The sequence below is a fragment of the Sphingobium sp. JS3065 genome, from assembly GCF_026427355.1.
Taxonomy (GTDB): Bacteria; Pseudomonadota; Alphaproteobacteria; order Sphingomonadales; family Sphingomonadaceae; genus Sphingobium.
Genome location: NZ_CP102664.1, coordinates 456,427 through 470,307, shown reverse-complemented (window position 1 = coordinate 470,307; position 13,881 = coordinate 456,427). Strand labels below are relative to the sequence as shown.

Annotated in this window: 16 protein-coding genes and 1 pseudogene; 11 read left to right on the top strand and 6 right to left on the bottom strand. The window is 59.0% G+C overall.

Annotated features, from left to right (window positions below; translation table 11 throughout):
* Window positions 1-542: 542 nt before the first annotated feature.
* Window positions 543-986, top strand: a complete 444-nt coding sequence (locus NUH86_RS02345) for an SRPBCC domain-containing protein (RefSeq protein ID WP_184081751.1) — start codon at window positions 543-545, stop codon at window positions 984-986.
* Between the two features lie 6 nt (window positions 987-992).
* Here the strand turns inward: NUH86_RS02345 and NUH86_RS02340 are convergent, their stop codons facing one another.
* Together NUH86_RS02340 and NUH86_RS02335 are read right to left on the bottom strand one after the other, a co-directional pair.
* Window positions 993-1,346, bottom strand: coding sequence for a DUF3703 domain-containing protein (locus NUH86_RS02340; RefSeq protein WP_267251099.1), 354 nt, complete (start codon window positions 1,344-1,346; stop codon window positions 993-995).
* Window positions 1,343-1,950 (bottom strand): annotated as a pseudogene (locus NUH86_RS02335) (cation transporter). Before NUH86_RS02335 ends, NUH86_RS02340 begins: the two are co-directional and overlap by 4 nt.
* Window positions 1,951-2,288: 338 nt before the next feature.
* Between NUH86_RS02335 and NUH86_RS02330 the strand changes: the two are divergent.
* From NUH86_RS02330 to NUH86_RS02305, 6 genes are all read left to right on the top strand, one after another.
* On the top strand, window positions 2,289-3,131 hold the full coding sequence (locus NUH86_RS02330; protein ID WP_267251098.1) for a universal stress protein: 843 nt from the start codon (window positions 2,289-2,291) through the stop codon (window positions 3,129-3,131).
* Between the two features lie 300 nt (window positions 3,132-3,431).
* Window positions 3,432-3,983, top strand: a complete 552-nt coding sequence (locus NUH86_RS02325; protein WP_267251096.1) for a TorF family putative porin — start codon at window positions 3,432-3,434, stop codon at window positions 3,981-3,983.
* A 59-nt stretch (window positions 3,984-4,042) separates the two neighbouring features.
* Window positions 4,043-4,378: an IS66-like element accessory protein TnpA gene (tnpA, locus tag NUH86_RS02320; RefSeq protein WP_267251095.1), complete on the top strand. Its 336-nt coding sequence runs from the start codon at window positions 4,043-4,045 to the stop codon at window positions 4,376-4,378.
* Entirely contained in the window at window positions 4,375-4,722 is a 348-nt protein-coding gene (gene tnpB / locus NUH86_RS02315; RefSeq protein WP_030541462.1) for an IS66 family insertion sequence element accessory protein TnpB, read from the top strand. Before tnpA ends, tnpB begins: the two co-directional genes overlap by 4 nt.
* A 59-nt stretch (window positions 4,723-4,781) precedes the next feature.
* Window positions 4,782-6,395, top strand: coding sequence for an IS66 family transposase (gene tnpC, locus NUH86_RS02310; RefSeq protein ID WP_267251094.1), 1,614 nt, complete (start codon window positions 4,782-4,784; stop codon window positions 6,393-6,395).
* Window positions 6,298-6,660, top strand: a complete 363-nt coding sequence (locus NUH86_RS02305) for a TorF family putative porin (protein WP_267251093.1) — start codon at window positions 6,298-6,300, stop codon at window positions 6,658-6,660. The genes tnpC and NUH86_RS02305 overlap by 98 nt, the downstream gene beginning before the upstream one ends.
* A 154-nt stretch (window positions 6,661-6,814) precedes the next feature.
* Here NUH86_RS02305 and NUH86_RS02300 read toward each other — a convergent pair whose 3' ends face one another.
* The 3 genes from NUH86_RS02300 to NUH86_RS02290 form a co-directional block, all read right to left on the bottom strand.
* Complete coding sequence (locus tag NUH86_RS02300; RefSeq protein ID WP_267251092.1) at window positions 6,815-8,086, bottom strand: XRE family transcriptional regulator; 1,272 nt, start codon at window positions 8,084-8,086, stop codon at window positions 6,815-6,817.
* A 223-nt stretch (window positions 8,087-8,309) separates the two neighbouring features.
* The gene (locus NUH86_RS02295; protein WP_267251091.1) at window positions 8,310-8,948 is read right to left on the bottom strand and encodes a cation transporter; all 639 of its coding nucleotides are present in this window, start codon (window positions 8,946-8,948) and stop codon (window positions 8,310-8,312) included.
* Between the two features lie 3 nt (window positions 8,949-8,951).
* Window positions 8,952-10,949: a cytochrome c/FTR1 family iron permease gene (locus NUH86_RS02290; RefSeq protein ID WP_267251089.1), complete on the bottom strand. Its 1,998-nt coding sequence runs from the start codon at window positions 10,947-10,949 to the stop codon at window positions 8,952-8,954.
* Between the two features lie 75 nt (window positions 10,950-11,024).
* On the opposite strand from NUH86_RS02290, the gene NUH86_RS02285 reads away from it, so the two are divergent.
* The 4 genes from NUH86_RS02285 to NUH86_RS02270 all read left to right on the top strand — a co-directional run bounded on the left by NUH86_RS02285 (window position 11,025) and on the right by NUH86_RS02270 (window position 12,841).
* Window positions 11,025-11,447: a MerR family transcriptional regulator gene (locus NUH86_RS02285; RefSeq protein ID WP_267251088.1), complete on the top strand. Its 423-nt coding sequence runs from the start codon at window positions 11,025-11,027 to the stop codon at window positions 11,445-11,447.
* Window positions 11,448-11,655: 208 nt separating this feature from the next.
* Entirely contained in the window at window positions 11,656-12,159 is a 504-nt protein-coding gene (locus tag NUH86_RS02280) for a hypothetical protein (protein WP_267251087.1), read from the top strand.
* On the top strand, window positions 12,159-12,425 hold the full coding sequence (locus NUH86_RS02275; protein WP_267251086.1) for an SHOCT domain-containing protein: 267 nt from the start codon (window positions 12,159-12,161) through the stop codon (window positions 12,423-12,425). The genes NUH86_RS02280 and NUH86_RS02275 overlap by 1 nt, the downstream gene beginning before the upstream one ends.
* A 29-nt stretch (window positions 12,426-12,454) precedes the next feature.
* Entirely contained in the window at window positions 12,455-12,841 is a 387-nt protein-coding gene (locus NUH86_RS02270) for a DUF302 domain-containing protein (protein ID WP_267251085.1), read from the top strand.
* Window positions 12,842-12,906: 65 nt separating this feature from the next.
* Here NUH86_RS02270 and NUH86_RS02265 read toward each other — a convergent pair whose 3' ends face one another.
* A complete protein-coding gene (locus NUH86_RS02265) occupies window positions 12,907-13,815 on the bottom strand; it encodes a ribose-phosphate pyrophosphokinase (protein WP_416365355.1) in 909 nt (302 codons plus the stop codon).
* Window positions 13,816-13,881: the final 66 nt, after the last annotated feature.

Below are 13,881 nucleotides of genomic sequence, written 5' to 3'. Positions count from 1 at the left end.
CTTGCCTGTCTGCCGGACGTGGCTGACCGGCCTTCAGGCACGGCTGCTGCGATATGTCTGCTGGCTCGGCCAAACTCGCAGTACAATGTCCATGCGCCATGTGCCCGACCGCACCAGTCTGTGACTTACCTGACTCATCGCTGTCCTGCGAGCTATCCTCGCTTGAGACTTGGCTTGAGACTTGCGCAAAGCCTGCGACTTCCACTACCGGATTGGCGAGCAATGGCGAGCCCGCGATGTCGCACGCGAGCACCGACAGCATCATTATCAGACAAGATACCCAGCGAGCCATGGCCGGGCCTATATCAGTCGCATTCTGGCGTTGCAACAGCTTTTCTGGCAACATGTTGCAAATAAGAAAATTTGCCATTCTTATGTGACAATATCACCTGTTGCGACTCCCTGTTACACTATTCTAATTTGTTCGCCAACTTGGTATTTTTCGACATAACAACTTTGCACTTCTATTTTTACTTGCGGACGATGTGTAAGTGCGCGCATCGAAAAAATTAATACGCAAAATGATGATCGCGAGGCTTTGAATGAGCGTTTTCAGAGAGACCTTAATTGCCGCGCCTCCCGAGCAGGTCTGGGCGGCGCTTGTTTCCTTTGACGACTATGCGAAGTGGCATCCCATGGCTCGGATCGAGGGCGAACCCGGAGTGGATGCACCGTTGCGCTACTCGATCAGGACTGACTACCGAAATCCGAAATTCATGACGGTCGATGCGCAGATTGTGACCTTCGAACCGCAGCGCGTTCTCGCCTTTCGCTATGGCCTCGGGATGCTGCTATCGATCCATGAGCAATTTTCAGTTGAAACGCATGGCAAGGCGGCGACGCGCCTCGTGCACCGGTATGACATAAGCGGCATGGCGGCATGGTTGGCAATGTCGCGTGCAAAACGAAATCTGACGACCCTGACAGAAGCCGTGGGGTCGGCTCTGAAGCCCTATCTGGAACAAGCAGCACGACGGAAACGGTAGGGCGCGTCACCTGGCACCTTCCTCGATGACATCGCGCAAGTCGTCAGGTATCGGCATTGGCGCAAAAGCGCTGACGTTTGAGCGGCCGGTATTTCCCTTCGGGATGCGCCCGGTAAGCGTACCAAGCGGTGCAAGAACTAAGCGTGCGAGCTGACCACTAATCTCCCGGGCGTCGTGAACTGCCACCGCGAATTTCAGCATTTCCCAGTGACTGTTCAGGTGCAGCCCAATATGGAGTTGCGAAATGATGTGGGCGCGTTCGAGCGCGCGCCATGCCTTCTCGATGCTCCCCTCGATCCGCGCATTCCGGAACACGGCCATCTCGTTTGCAACAAGCAAAATTGCCTTGACCCGGTTCATTCTGCGACCAACCGCAACTCACCCAGCGCCTGCCGCAGCACCTGCCGCAGCACCTGTGCGCCTCCGGTCAGCGCCAGTGCGGCCATAACGCTCGCAACGATCAGGTCAGGCCAAGCGTTACCGGTGCCGAATACGCCAACGGCCGCCAGCATAACCGCGACATTGCCAATCGCGTCATTACGCGAGCATATCCAGACCGAACGCATGTTCGCGTCGCCCGTCCGGTAGCGATAGAGCAACAACGCAACCCCGACATTGGCTGCAAGCGCCAGCGCGCCGACTGCGCCCATCGTCGCCGGGTCAGGTGCGGTGCCATTTACAAATGCTAGGATCGCACTGCTAAAGACCCAGGCAGCGCCGCCCGTGCGCGCGATGCCAGCGCCATGCCGACCACGGCAAGGCTGACGGCGTAGTTGGCGGCATCACCCAGAAAATCGAGTGCGTCTGCCTGAAGCGCGCGGCTGTCCGCGGCCGCGCCTGCCACCATCTCGACGAAAAACATCGCCGCATTGACGATTAGCGCCACCCATAGCACCCGCCGCCAGCGCGGATCGGCCTTTGCCTTCTCACTGCCGCAGGCGCTCGCGCAGCAATCGTCAGCCATGTCCGGTAGTCCCCTTCGCGGCCCGCCCGCCGAAGCCGAACAACGATACTACGCCATGCTGGACGACACACCCATGGCTGCGTAATTTAATCCAAATGGCCTCCGACAATCCCGGGGCGGTTCAGTCCCACCAATGTTTGCCGGTCCAGATCGACAATTTCAAGGGGCCCAACGCCGCCTTTAATGGACAAACACACCATAGAAACAATCCGGGGATGATGATGACCTCTCACAGTCGATGTGTCGCTAGATTGTTGAGCATACTAAAGACAGATAAACGCATGCCGTTTACAGGATACTTCTCTGGTCATACGTCAGCCAAGTAAGGAGATTATCATATGACCACGGCCATCCGGGACATCCTGTTATACATGGAAACCTATCCCAATCGCACGCCGCGTTGGGCTCTCGACGAAGCGGTGCGGCTTGCCGACCAATTTGGAGCACGTCTTTCCGGAATCCTTTGCGAGACCCACATCCCGGCAGTCGGCAATTGGCTTTCGGATAAATTCGCACATACCAACGCGCTAGTCGCCACCGAAAATATCCGAAGCCGCGAGGCCGCTCAGGAACTTCTGGACGAATTCTCTTTGCTCGTCAGCGAAGACCGGCGTGGCGAGCAATTCCTTGTCGAATGCGGCCTGATCGGTAATCCCACCGAGCCAGCGCGCCTAGCTCGCACGCATGACCTCGCCGTGGTTCCGGTCGAAACAAATGTCGAATACCAGGTCGCCGCTGAGGGCCTGATATTCGATTCGGGTCGCCCTGTCCTGCTTCTCCCCCAGCCCGTATCCAGCGGGCGCCGATTCGATAATGTCATCATCGGGTGGGACGGTGGTCGATCGGCCGCTAGGGCGCTGGCAGAGGCGCTGCCGATCTGCCGCACCGCCCGGTCCATTCGTGTGCTTGCGATAACGGGAGAGAAGGCGCTTGACGCGGCACTGATCCTCAAGGAGGTTCATCGTCACTTGGTTTGCCATGACTTAACCAGTAGCATGGAGGAAGTGCCTGCTGATGGATGCGATGCAGGTACGGCCCTCTTGAAACGCGGCGTTGAGACCGGTGCAGACCTTCTGATCATGGGGGCATATGGTCACTCGAGAACACGGGAGTTCGTGCTCGGAGGCGCGACACGGTCTGTCATTCATGATCCTCGATTACCGGTCCTACTTTGCCACTAAGCGAAGCGGCAGCGGCGCAATTCTCCAACCATCTAGGCCAACAACGGCTTTGATCGATTCAACCTAGCTGAGTTTTCCACCAGCCTCCGCACGCTCTGCAATGCCGAAACGCCGGCGCCTATGACTGTTGCTGTAATGCCACACCCCCGGAAGAAATGTGCCGTGACTGGCAGCAGGATTTGTGCAGTGCACCATTCCAAGTTAAGGGGAAATGCCTCTCGATAATACGCCCCATTCCCACGAGGGCTAGCCGAGAGGCCGCAGGATGAACGAATTTCGGATCAATAAGGAAATTCGCTCATGAAGAAGACTGTTCCAATCGCTGTGGCGGCCTTTGTGGTTGTCCTATCTTCGCCCGCGTGGGCTGACGAAACCGACCCCCCTGCCAGCGATGTTACGATTTCGGGCGGTGCGACGCTCGTCAGCGACTATCGATTCCGCGGCATTTCCCAGACGGATAAAAACTTCGCCGTCCAAGGAACCTTTACTGTCAGCCATTCCTCCGGATTCTACGCTTCCGTTTGGGGTTCTTCGGTCAGCGACTACATCGCCAGCAACAGCCAGGAAATCGATTTCGTTGGCGGCTACAAGCACTCCTTCGGCGCCACCACCGTCGATGTTGGCGCGACCTACTATTATTATCCCGGTTCAGCTTTGCCCTTTTCGGACTTCATCGAACCCTATGTCGCCGTTTCGCACACACTGGGCCCTGTCACCGGCAAAGTCAGCCTGCTCTACGCTCCCAAGCAACAGGCTCTTTCCGTCAACGGCGTCACGAAGGATGACAATCTCTATCTTGCGGCGGATCTTTCGTATCGCTCCGGTGAGGGCCGCCTTGCGGTGATCGGCTGATATTTCGAGATGGCATCGGTGCAAGCGTCGGTGTTTGCACCGATACTAAGGACGGTGCGATGAGCCAGATCACAGTAATTTCGGGGCCGGAGCGGCGGCGGGTATGGACCGACGAACAGAAGCGGCAGTTGGTCGCGGCGATTGCGGCGCCTGGGGCGAACGTGGCGGAGATCGCCCGCCGTGCTGATCTGCGGCCGAACCAGATTTACAGGTGGCGGCGACAGATAGAGCAGGCAGCGCGGGGCTTTGCCGAGGTGCAGGTGCAGGTGCACCCTGATCCGGCGCCGGCCATGGGATCGGCGATAACCGTCGAGTTCGAGCGGGCGATTGTGCGCATTCCCGCTGGTGCCTCGCCTGGACTGGTGTCGGCGGTGCTGCGGTCGGTCAAGCCGTGATCCCAGTTCCCTCTGGCGTTCGGATATGGATCGCAACGGGGCACACGGACATGCGGCGCGGCATGCGCAGCCTGGCCCTGCAAGTGCAGCAGAGTTTCGGCCGCGATCCCTTTGCCGGCGATCTCTACATTTTCAGAGGACGGCGCGGCGATCTTTGCAAGATCATCTGGCATGACGGCGTTGGCATGTCGCTTTATGCCAAGCGCTTGGAGCGCGGGAAGTACATCTGGCCCTCGGCCGTGGACGGCGTGATCGCCATTTCCCCCTCGCAGATGGCCTGCATGCTGGAGGCGATCGACTGGCGTAATCCGCAAGCCACATGGCGCCCGACATTGGCCGGATAGAAGGTCAAGATTGCCTAAAAAGCTAGGGATTCCGGCGCTTTTCTGCTATACGCGCCGGCATGGGGGACGAGGCGCAAGCACAGATCAATAGCCTTCGCGAGCGGCTCGCCGCTGCGGAAGCTGTTGCCGCTGAAGTCGCCCGCATCAAGGCGATCAACGCCGACCTGGAAGCCCGTAACGCCCTTCTCGAACTGCAGAACGAGAAGATGCGCCGCACCCTTTTCGGCCAGCGATCGGAACGCACGCGCCATCTGCTCGATCAGATGGAACTGGCCTTCGAGGAGTGCGAGACCGCTGCCAGCGAAGATGAGCTCTTGGCTGCGCTGGCAGCAGCGAAGACCAACGTCGTGCCTTTCGAGCGCAAGCGGCCCGCCCGCAAGCCCTTGCCCGAACATCTGCCACGCGAACGCGTCGTCATCGCCGCGCCCGAGGCCTGCCCCTGCTGCGGCTCGGATCGGCTGTGCAAGCTGGGCGAGGATATCACCGAGACGCTTGAGGTCGTGCCGCGCCAGTGGAAGGTGGTCCAGACCGTTCGGGAGAAGTTCTCCTGCCGCGATTGCGAGAAGATCACCCAACCGCCAGCGCCGTTCCATGTGACGCCCCGCGGGCTCTTTGGACCCAGCTTCCTGGCGATGCTGCTGTTCGAGAAGTTCGGCGCGCATCAACCGCTTAACCGCCAGCGTGATCGCTATGCCCGGGAAGGCGTGGACCTGAGCCTTTCCACTCTGGCCGATCAGGTCGGCACCTGCACCGCCGCGCTGATGCCGCTCTACCTACTGATCGAGGCCCACGTTTTGGCCGCGGAGCGGTTGCATGGCGACGATACGACGGTGCCAGTGCTGGCCAAGACCAAGACCGATACGGGCCGGATCTGGACCTATGTCCGTGATGACCGGCCTTTTGGCGGACCAGCGCCGCCAGCGGCGATCTTTCATTATTCCCGTGACCGCCGGGGCGAACATCCTGTGGGCCATCTGCGCAGTTGGAGAGGCATCCTTCAGGCTGATGCATATGCTGGCTACAACACGTTGTTCCATGCCGACCGCCTGCCGGCGCCGCTGACGCGTGCTTTATGCTGGAGCCACGCGCGCCGCTATTTCTTCGAGCTGGCCGATATCGCCGCGCAGCTCAAGAAGCGCCGCAAAAAGGCCGTCATCTCGCCACTGGCAGTCGAGGCGGTCCGCCGTATCGACGCGATCTTCGACATCGAGCGCGCCATCAACGGCAGACCGGCACAGGAGCGTCTCGCCCTTCGGCAGGAACTCAGCGCACCGCTGGTTACCGATCTGGAAGAATGGATGCGCGACAGCCGGTCGAAGCTATCGAAGAACAGCGATGTGGCCGAGGCCATGGATTACATGCTCAAGGCATGGCCCGCCTTCGCAGCCTTCCTCGACGACGGCCGTATCTGCCTCTCGAACAACGCGGCGGAACGGGCGCTCAGAGGCATAGCATTGGGAAGAAAATCCTGGCTCTTCGCTGGTTCAGATCGCGGAGGTCAGCGCACCGCCTTCATGCTGAGCCTCATTGCCACGGCGAAGCTCAACGACATCGATCCGCAGGCCTGGCTCGCCGATGTGCTCAGCCGCATCGCCGACATCCCCCAGAACCGTCTCCACGAATTGCTGCCATGGAATTGGCGCGCCGCCGAAGATCAACGCGAAGCCGCCTGATCCGCGGCCTTCACCGAATGCCTACGATCTTTCTGCAGGCATTCCTGACACGCCAATCAGCCTTTCGGCGCATATTGGCCACAATTTCAGCCCAAGCTACATCACGTTCGGCAACAAATATACGGACTGGAGCATCGGCGCGACTTACACTTGGAAAAATCTGTCGCTCGGGGTTTCTTACGTCGATACCGACAAGGACATGATAGTGGGAACGCGCAATGAAACCAAGGCAGGTGTTGTCGGGACCTTGGGAGTCGCTTTCTAGTTCGGCGATAAAATGGGTGAAGGGCCGCAAATGAAGGGCGGCCCTTCGCAGGTTCGAGCAGACCCTCGGGATGAGCCGAATCGCGCAAGGCTTCGGTGTTGGTTCGGAACGCCTGCTGGAGAGACTGTTGCGGGAAAGGAGCACCTTTCGCCGCTCAGCCCTCGGTGTCGTTGCCGAGTTGTCGCCGAACGTCTCTGTCGCGAATCACCCCGCTTGGCATGCGCTTGTCGGGAAACAGTTCTCGCGCACGAGCTACCACCACACTCGGATCGATACGCAAGCGCTCCGCATCCTCCAGGATCGTGCCATGCGTAAAGGCATCCTTTGACTTGCAGGACTGCCATTGCGCGCTTGGAATCAGAGCTTCGCGAGCATAAACATCGGCATCCTCATCGATTGCCGACATCGCGGGAGCTGCGATCTCATCGAAGATCCCATCATATTCGCCTGGCGCAATATGGAGAACGAGATGGCCAAGCTCGTACATGAGCGCAAGCCAGAACCATTCAAGTCGATAATCCCGCAAAGTCAACGCAACGATCATCTGGCCGGCCGGAGTACGAATGGCGCCTCCATCGATCTGCATGCCTGGCAAAGGCGACTCGATTATGAAATGGATGCCAATGTCATTCAGGTGGTTCTTGATGCGTCTGACGCCGCCCCGGATCGCGCTGAACCGAGCCATGGTACGCACCCATGCGGGATTGACCTTCGCAGGGTCGAAGGCAGTTTCGAGCGGTCCTGCGTCGGCTAGGCTTATCACTCTGGCTTCCCATGCCGATATGGCTCCCTCATGTGGAACCCCCTTCGACCTGACGTGACGGTTACGTGATGCGGGATTTGATCCGTAGGCCTTGGCCAAGAATCGTTCGAGACGCCCCGGAGCTTCTTTGGCAGCGTCGATCGCGCCACCATCCCACGGCCCGATCCATCCCCGTGTGTACATCTCGCCTATTGGAAAACGGGCTGTCTTCGTCGCATCGACAGGACCCATCGTCCGATTTCCCATCAGGTTCCCTGCCTGATGTATCTTGACGCCCAACGCTTCTGCAATCGTGATAAGGCGCCATAAGCTGGTCGCCCGATAGCGATCCTCCTCATATTGTTGGATTTGCTGCATTTTGTACCCCAAGAATTTGGCTAAATCCATTTGGGTCATGCCGCGCGCGATTCGGGCCGCAATCAGGGTTTCGGGGAGATCTGCCAGACTTTCGGATGGCAGGAGAGTATCGTCGCTGATCTGCAAGCGGTCGTGGAGTTCGATATCCTTTTCAAGCTGGCCAATTTCGGCGATAAGCTTTGCCCGAAACTCCTCATTGGATGGCGTCTCGCCCCTGCTGTAGGCGCCATTCAGTTGATCGAGTTTCCCCTTGAGCTCCTCGACCCGCCCGCGCGCCATCTTTACTTGCATGCTTGATTTCAACATGACTTAAGCATTCCGTTCAATTTCCCTCTTAACTCGGGAATATAATGAACCTGGGTCTACCGTGGTTGGTATCATCTGATCTGGGCGCCGATTTCGGTTCAGGACCACTCGCCACCTCGGCAATGTTCCTCGTGCGGCGACGAATGGCAATGAAGCGATGGAATGCCATCATGATGAATGCCACGAGGGCGAGGAAGCTAACGGCCGAAGACATGCGTTACCCCTACAACGCCCCTTCCGCCCGCAGTTCGTTCAGTTCGATGGTCGCCTGCCGAACGATCTGCCAGCCTCCGCTGATCCCGAGCAATGCCATGACGAAAGCGACCAACTGGTCGGGGATGCCGCTGCTGCTCCACATCACGGCGAGTCCCGCGCCGATCACCAGAAGATTGTTGATTGCATCGTTGCGCGAACATATCCACACCGAGCGCATGTTAGAGTCACCGGTCCGGTAACGATAAAGCATTAGCGCGACCGATACATTCACTACCAGCGCCATGAAACCGACGACACCCATCGCCAGTGGATCGGGCGTCACGCCTTCGATCAAGCCCCAGACAGCCGACGCCAGAACAGCCAGCCCGAACAGCAGGATTGTAAGACCCTTCACAAGGGCCGCGCGAGCGCGCCATGCCAGCGCCATCCCTGCGACGCCCAGACTGATCGCATAGTTTGCCGAGTCGCCCAGAAAGTCGAGAGCATCGGCCTGAAGCGAACGTGATCCCGTAACGATACTGGCAATGATCTCGACCGCGAACATTGTCGCATTGAGACCAAGTGCGATCCACAGCACCTTGCGCCAACGCGGATCGTTGAGTGTGTCCTTGCGGCCGCAAGCGCTGGCGCAACATTGATCAGCCATCGCTCACGCTCCTCCCGGCCTCGTTGTTTCCCGTGTTGCCGCTCGCCGTTCGTTATACCAAATGCCCCAGATGACGGTGACAAGCGCCGCCACTTGTGCCAGCACGGATTGCCAGGACGGGAACAGGCCAAGGACCGAAATTCGCGGGACCTGGCTGAGCGGGCTGATGCCGATCATCCCGGCCTCCTGCAGGCCGGCAACCCCCTTTCCGGCAAGCACCACGGCGAGAACCGCGATGAGCGCCGAACTGTATTTGAAGAACTGGCTCACCGGCAATCTGGCGCTGTATCGCAGCATGATCCAGGCCAAAACCGCGAGAAGGAGCGTCGCAGAGCCAGCCCCGGCTAGTACGACCGCACCGTTACCCTGAGCTGTCAGTGCGGCATAGAACAGGATGGTCTCGAACACCTCGCGATAGACCACGATGAAGGCCAGTCCGAACAGAAACCAGGCCGACTGCCGCGATAGAGCGCGATTCAGTGTTTCGTGAACGTAGCGCTGCCACTCGCCGGCCTGGGACTTGCCGTGCATCCATATGCCAACGGACAGCAGGACGATGGCCGCAAAAAGCGAGCCAAACCCTTCGGTGAGTTCCCGGCTTGCCCCGCTCACCCCGATGAAAAACGTGGCCACGGCCCAGGTTGCGGCGCCAGCCACCAATGCTGCGATCCACCCGGCATGAACATGGCGCAGCAGTTCGGGGCGGTCCGCCTTGCGCAGGAAAGCGATCATGGCCACCACGATCAGGAGCGCTTCAACACCTTCACGCAACAGGATCGTGAACGAGCCGATGAAGGTCGAGACAGAGCTCTCCGCTTGTGGTGAGATCGCCTCTTCGGCATCGGCAAACAATGTATCGAGGGCCGCAACCTGTTCCTTGACTGCCGGGACAGGCTCACCGCGACCGATCATCGCGCGCAATTTGCCCATCTCGCTTTCGATCTGGCCCATGAGAGACGCATTGCGGGTCGCGAGAACCGCTTCGACCGGTTCGAACCCGTCAAGGTAAGCCGAGAGCGCCAGCTTGGCGGCGTTATCGCGGTCGCCTCGCTCATAAGCTGCGAGGCTTTGTGACAAGCGGTCGCGCGACAGTTTCAACGATCCCGCTGGTGCGGCTTGCAATGCCTCGGGGTGCGCGCGCAGATAGGCCATGACCGCATCGGCTTTTCCCTCACCGATCCCATCGGCAAGGGCAGCAGGCGTCATGCCTGCCAGCGTTGCCATATCGGGGACGCGCTTGCGCAATGCCGGATCGTTCGACCACAGGGCTTGACCGCGGTCGCTGCCTGCAAAGGCAAATCTCGAGACATAGAAAGCCAGGTTCCATCGGTCTTGGACTGGCAGTTCGCTGAAGCCGCGCATCGCCGTGCCGTCGAGACCCTGGTCAATAACCTGGGCGAGCGCGAAGACGCTCCGCTCCCGCGCGCGCACTTTGTCGGTAAACGCCACCGGTCGGGGATCCAGTTTGGCTGCATCCGTGCCTTGGCCGTCTCCATTGAGGCCGTGGCAACTCGCGCAATTCTCCGCATAGAGCGCGGCGCCGCGCTTCAGATCCGGCATCTTGTCCGGCGTCAACGGTACTGGATACGCCTCCAGCAGATGAGCGCTCAGTGCACGCGCCGATGTCGCCACGGCAGCAGGGTCGGCCTTGCGCGCGACGGACGCCTTGAACTCTCGGGCTTCGGAAAGCAGGGCCCCGCGCCTAGGCGACGCCGGAAGGGCTGATATTTTAGCTTCGACCGATTGCGAGAATTCGATCATCTCGGCGAATTCCTGCGGATTCTTGATGGTCCCGTGCTCGACTGCGCCGCGATAGTCGACGGCAACGTAGTCAAGCAGTCGCCAGGCCGTCCGCACATCTTCATCTGAGGCGCGGGCCACACCCGGCAATGCCAAAGTCAGGAAAATCGCGGGAACAATTCGCCGAAATGCGAACGCCGATTGACGGTAAGCTGCAAGGGCGCGCCAGGGTGCGCGCAAAATCGATTCGACGTGGTCCATCCCTTGAGGATAGAACCTCCAGTGACTGTAGAAGCAAGGCTTTTCTTGCAAGTCATTCGCAATATGGAGGTGAGCATGGCCTATCAGGATCGAATGCCGATCGGCGAACTCGCCAGGCTGACTGGCACCAAGGTCAACACTATCCGGTTTTACGAGACCGAAGGAGTATTGCACCAGCCGCTACGGACGGCCGCTGGCCGCCGTGTCTACAATGGTGCAGATGTCCGGCGTCTGACATTCATTCGCAAAGGCCGCAGTCTTGGCTTTTCCCTCGACACTGTCCGGGAAATGCTGGCCCTTGCCGATCACCCTGACCAGTCCTGCAAGGCGGTCGATGGGATTGCCCGCGAACAGATCGCTGCGATCGACCAGAAGATCACCGATCTGACCAATCTTCGCGGCGAACTCGATCGCATAATAAAAGCTTGTGAAAACGGCATAGTCGCCGACTGCAAGATACTCGATGCATTGACGCTGCCCACGGAAAGGCTGGCCTGAGCATTTTCCGCGATGCTGCTCGCACAGAGGTGCACGAAGCAATAATCGACCTGAGCCGGCCGATGGTAACCGATCAACCTGAGGTCAATGGCTTCGGAAGGCTTTTGATATCTGTCAAAGCGCGTTCCAGAGACTCGGCCTACCAACACAGCAACATAATCTGCAGCGAGTTGTTGCTCCTCTAGCTACTGGAGGCTGTATATTTGAAATGGCCGACTCAGCCGGCTCCACAACGAGGAGTAATGATATGCGTAGGGCAGGTAATATCGTTCAATTCGGGTTTGCGTTCGCCGCAGGCTCGGCTCTTCTCGCGGGTGCCGCTGTCGCTCAGGCTCAAGCCGCGCCTGCGACCCCGCCGGTCGCGACAACCTGTGGTGGCTACATGATGCAGGGTGGCGGACCCGGCATGATGGGAATGATGGGCCCCGGGATGATGATGGGTCCCGGCATGATGGGGCCAGGGATGATGGGGCCCGGCATGATGTGGGGCTATAATTCCCCCTCGGCCAACCTCAATCTCTCCGTGGACGATGCAAAGGCCTATCTCGAACGCTGGATCGCAGCGATGGGCAATCCGCGTCTCAAGCCCGGACGAGTGGCAGCCAAGGACAACGACACGATTACGGCAGACGTCGTGACGGTCGAAAAGGAGGCTTTGGTTCAGCGCTTCAACGTCAACCGCCATTCCGGTTGTTGGCAGCAGGTGCCTTGATGCCCATGTGGTCGAATGGCGCCTGCCGGGACGCGATGTGGGGCGGATGGATGCCGTTTCAGGGCATCTTCTTCCTGTTGCTTATCGTGCTTGCCATCATCGGGCTTGTGGCGCTCGCCCGTTCAATCTTTCGGTCGAGCACGCATGGGGTCGACGAACGACGCGGATCGTCCAGCCTTGAGATACTGGAGCAGCGCTACGCCAAGGGCGAACTGGAGCGAGAGGAATATCTCCAGAAGAAGACGGACCTGACTGCGCAGTCCTGATCCAGTGACCGGTTCGAGATGGAGTGACTATGAGCTACTATTTCAGCAAGATCATGCCGCTTGATTTCGACCGCGCGGTTGAGGCGGTCGTCGAAGCGCTTAAAACCGAGGGTTTCGGCGTCGTGACTGAGATCGACATCAAGGCGACGCTCAAGCGCAAGATCGGCGTCGACTTCCGCAATTACCGGATTCTTGGCGCCTGCAATCCGGCCCTCGCTTACGAGGCGCTCAAGCTCGAGGACAAGGTTGGGACGATGCTGCCTTGCAATGTCATCGTCCAGGAAGTGGACGATTGTCACAGCGAAGTGGCCGCGATCGATCCGCTTGCCTCGATGCAGGCGATCGACAATCAGGAACTCAAGTTAGCCGCGCATCAGGTCGGCGAGAAACTGAAGCGAGTCATCGACCAGCTTTGAGATCAGAGGAGCATGACGCGCCCCGAACCGGATGTGCTGGTCATGACCTCCGGTGAAGCAAAACCCTATCCGCCAGATTGGCTCGGTGGCTCCAACTTATCGAGTATCCGGACGATTTCGGCCGCAAGAAGTCCAGCAACAGAGATGGTGTTGCTTTCATGTGGTACAGTGTCGGTGCTGACGATCCTCGAACTCAATTGACTGAGTGAAGCAAAAGAATCACCAACGAATAATGGATGAATGATGGCGCAAACGGGGCGAGCCATTCCCAGTTCATGGAGACGCTTTGCCGCCTCGATCATTGTCCTGCCCGATGATGCGATATCGTCGATGAGGATCGGCCACCGACCGGCAAAGGGGCTCATATCAGGAAAGTCAATTCTTACGCTGCGGTCGCCCAGCCGCTGCTTATTGAGCACGACATAGGAGGCTTGGATGACATTCGCCAATTCCGCCACCCATTGTTCGCTTTCTGAATCCGGGCCGATGAGCAGGGGTCGCTCGACATGGGTGCCGATCCAGGCGCCAAGCAGGGGAGCTGCGTGAACAACATTGGCGGGAATCGTATAGATTGCATCTAGCGAGTCATGACGATGCAGGTGCGGATCGACCGTCACGAGCCAGTCGAAGGCTGCAGATAGCATTTTCGCGAAACTGCGCGATGTTACTGCCTCGCCCGGAGAAAACCGTGTATCCTGCCGCATATAGGCGAGGTAGGGTGCTGCCAAACCAACAGTCGCCGCTCCCAATTCGCGCGCGGCGTCCGCAGCGAAGACTATCGGCCCAAGTTTCGAATCGGGATTCGCAAGCGTGCAATTCAGGATTACAGACCTGTCGCGCAGATCCGGTGGCAGCCTTAAATAACTTTCACCATCTGGAAAACGGCGGACTTCAATGACCGCATGCTCAGCCACAAGCGCCCCTGCAAGCTTCAATCCGAATGCCTGACATTCGGGTAGCGACAGGACAATCATGGAGCGGTCCGCCTTGTCATAGTCATCTGGTCCGACATTCTGGCAGTCCGGCCGACCATTTCCCAT

What these genes read in the sequence shown, in the direction of transcription:
- NUH86_RS02285 (WP_267251088.1), top strand. Translation starts at nt 11,025, where the DNA reads ATGGCCTATCAGGATCGAATGCCGATCGGCGAACTCGCCAGGCTGACT.
- NUH86_RS02325 (WP_267251096.1), top strand. Translation starts at nt 3,432, where the DNA reads ATGAAGAAGACTGTTCCAATCGCTGTGGCGGCCTTTGTGGTTGTCCTA.
- NUH86_RS02290 (WP_267251089.1), bottom strand. Translation starts at nt 10,949, where the DNA reads ATGGACCACGTCGAATCGATTTTGCGCGCACCCTGGCGCGCCCTTGCA.
- NUH86_RS02345 (WP_184081751.1), top strand. Translation starts at nt 543, where the DNA reads ATGAGCGTTTTCAGAGAGACCTTAATTGCCGCGCCTCCCGAGCAGGTC.
- NUH86_RS02280 (WP_267251087.1), top strand. Translation starts at nt 11,656, where the DNA reads ATGGCCGACTCAGCCGGCTCCACAACGAGGAGTAATGATATGCGTAGG.
- NUH86_RS02305 (WP_267251093.1), top strand. Translation starts at nt 6,298, where the DNA reads ATGTGCTCAGCCGCATCGCCGACATCCCCCAGAACCGTCTCCACGAAT.
- tnpA (WP_267251095.1), top strand. Translation starts at nt 4,043, where the DNA reads ATGAGCCAGATCACAGTAATTTCGGGGCCGGAGCGGCGGCGGGTATGG.
- NUH86_RS02300 (WP_267251092.1), bottom strand. Translation starts at nt 8,086, where the DNA reads ATGTTGAAATCAAGCATGCAAGTAAAGATGGCGCGCGGGCGGGTCGAG.
- NUH86_RS02340 (WP_267251099.1), bottom strand. Translation starts at nt 1,346, where the DNA reads ATGAACCGGGTCAAGGCAATTTTGCTTGTTGCAAACGAGATGGCCGTG.
- NUH86_RS02265 (WP_416365355.1), bottom strand. Translation starts at nt 13,815, where the DNA reads ATGATTGTCCTGTCGCTACCCGAATGTCAGGCATTCGGATTGAAGCTT.
- NUH86_RS02330 (WP_267251098.1), top strand. Translation starts at nt 2,289, where the DNA reads ATGACCACGGCCATCCGGGACATCCTGTTATACATGGAAACCTATCCC.
- NUH86_RS02275 (WP_267251086.1), top strand. Translation starts at nt 12,159, where the DNA reads ATGCCCATGTGGTCGAATGGCGCCTGCCGGGACGCGATGTGGGGCGGA.
- NUH86_RS02270 (WP_267251085.1), top strand. Translation starts at nt 12,455, where the DNA reads ATGAGCTACTATTTCAGCAAGATCATGCCGCTTGATTTCGACCGCGCG.
- NUH86_RS02295 (WP_267251091.1), bottom strand. Translation starts at nt 8,948, where the DNA reads ATGGCTGATCAATGTTGCGCCAGCGCTTGCGGCCGCAAGGACACACTC.
- tnpC (WP_267251094.1), top strand. Translation starts at nt 4,782, where the DNA reads ATGGGGGACGAGGCGCAAGCACAGATCAATAGCCTTCGCGAGCGGCTC.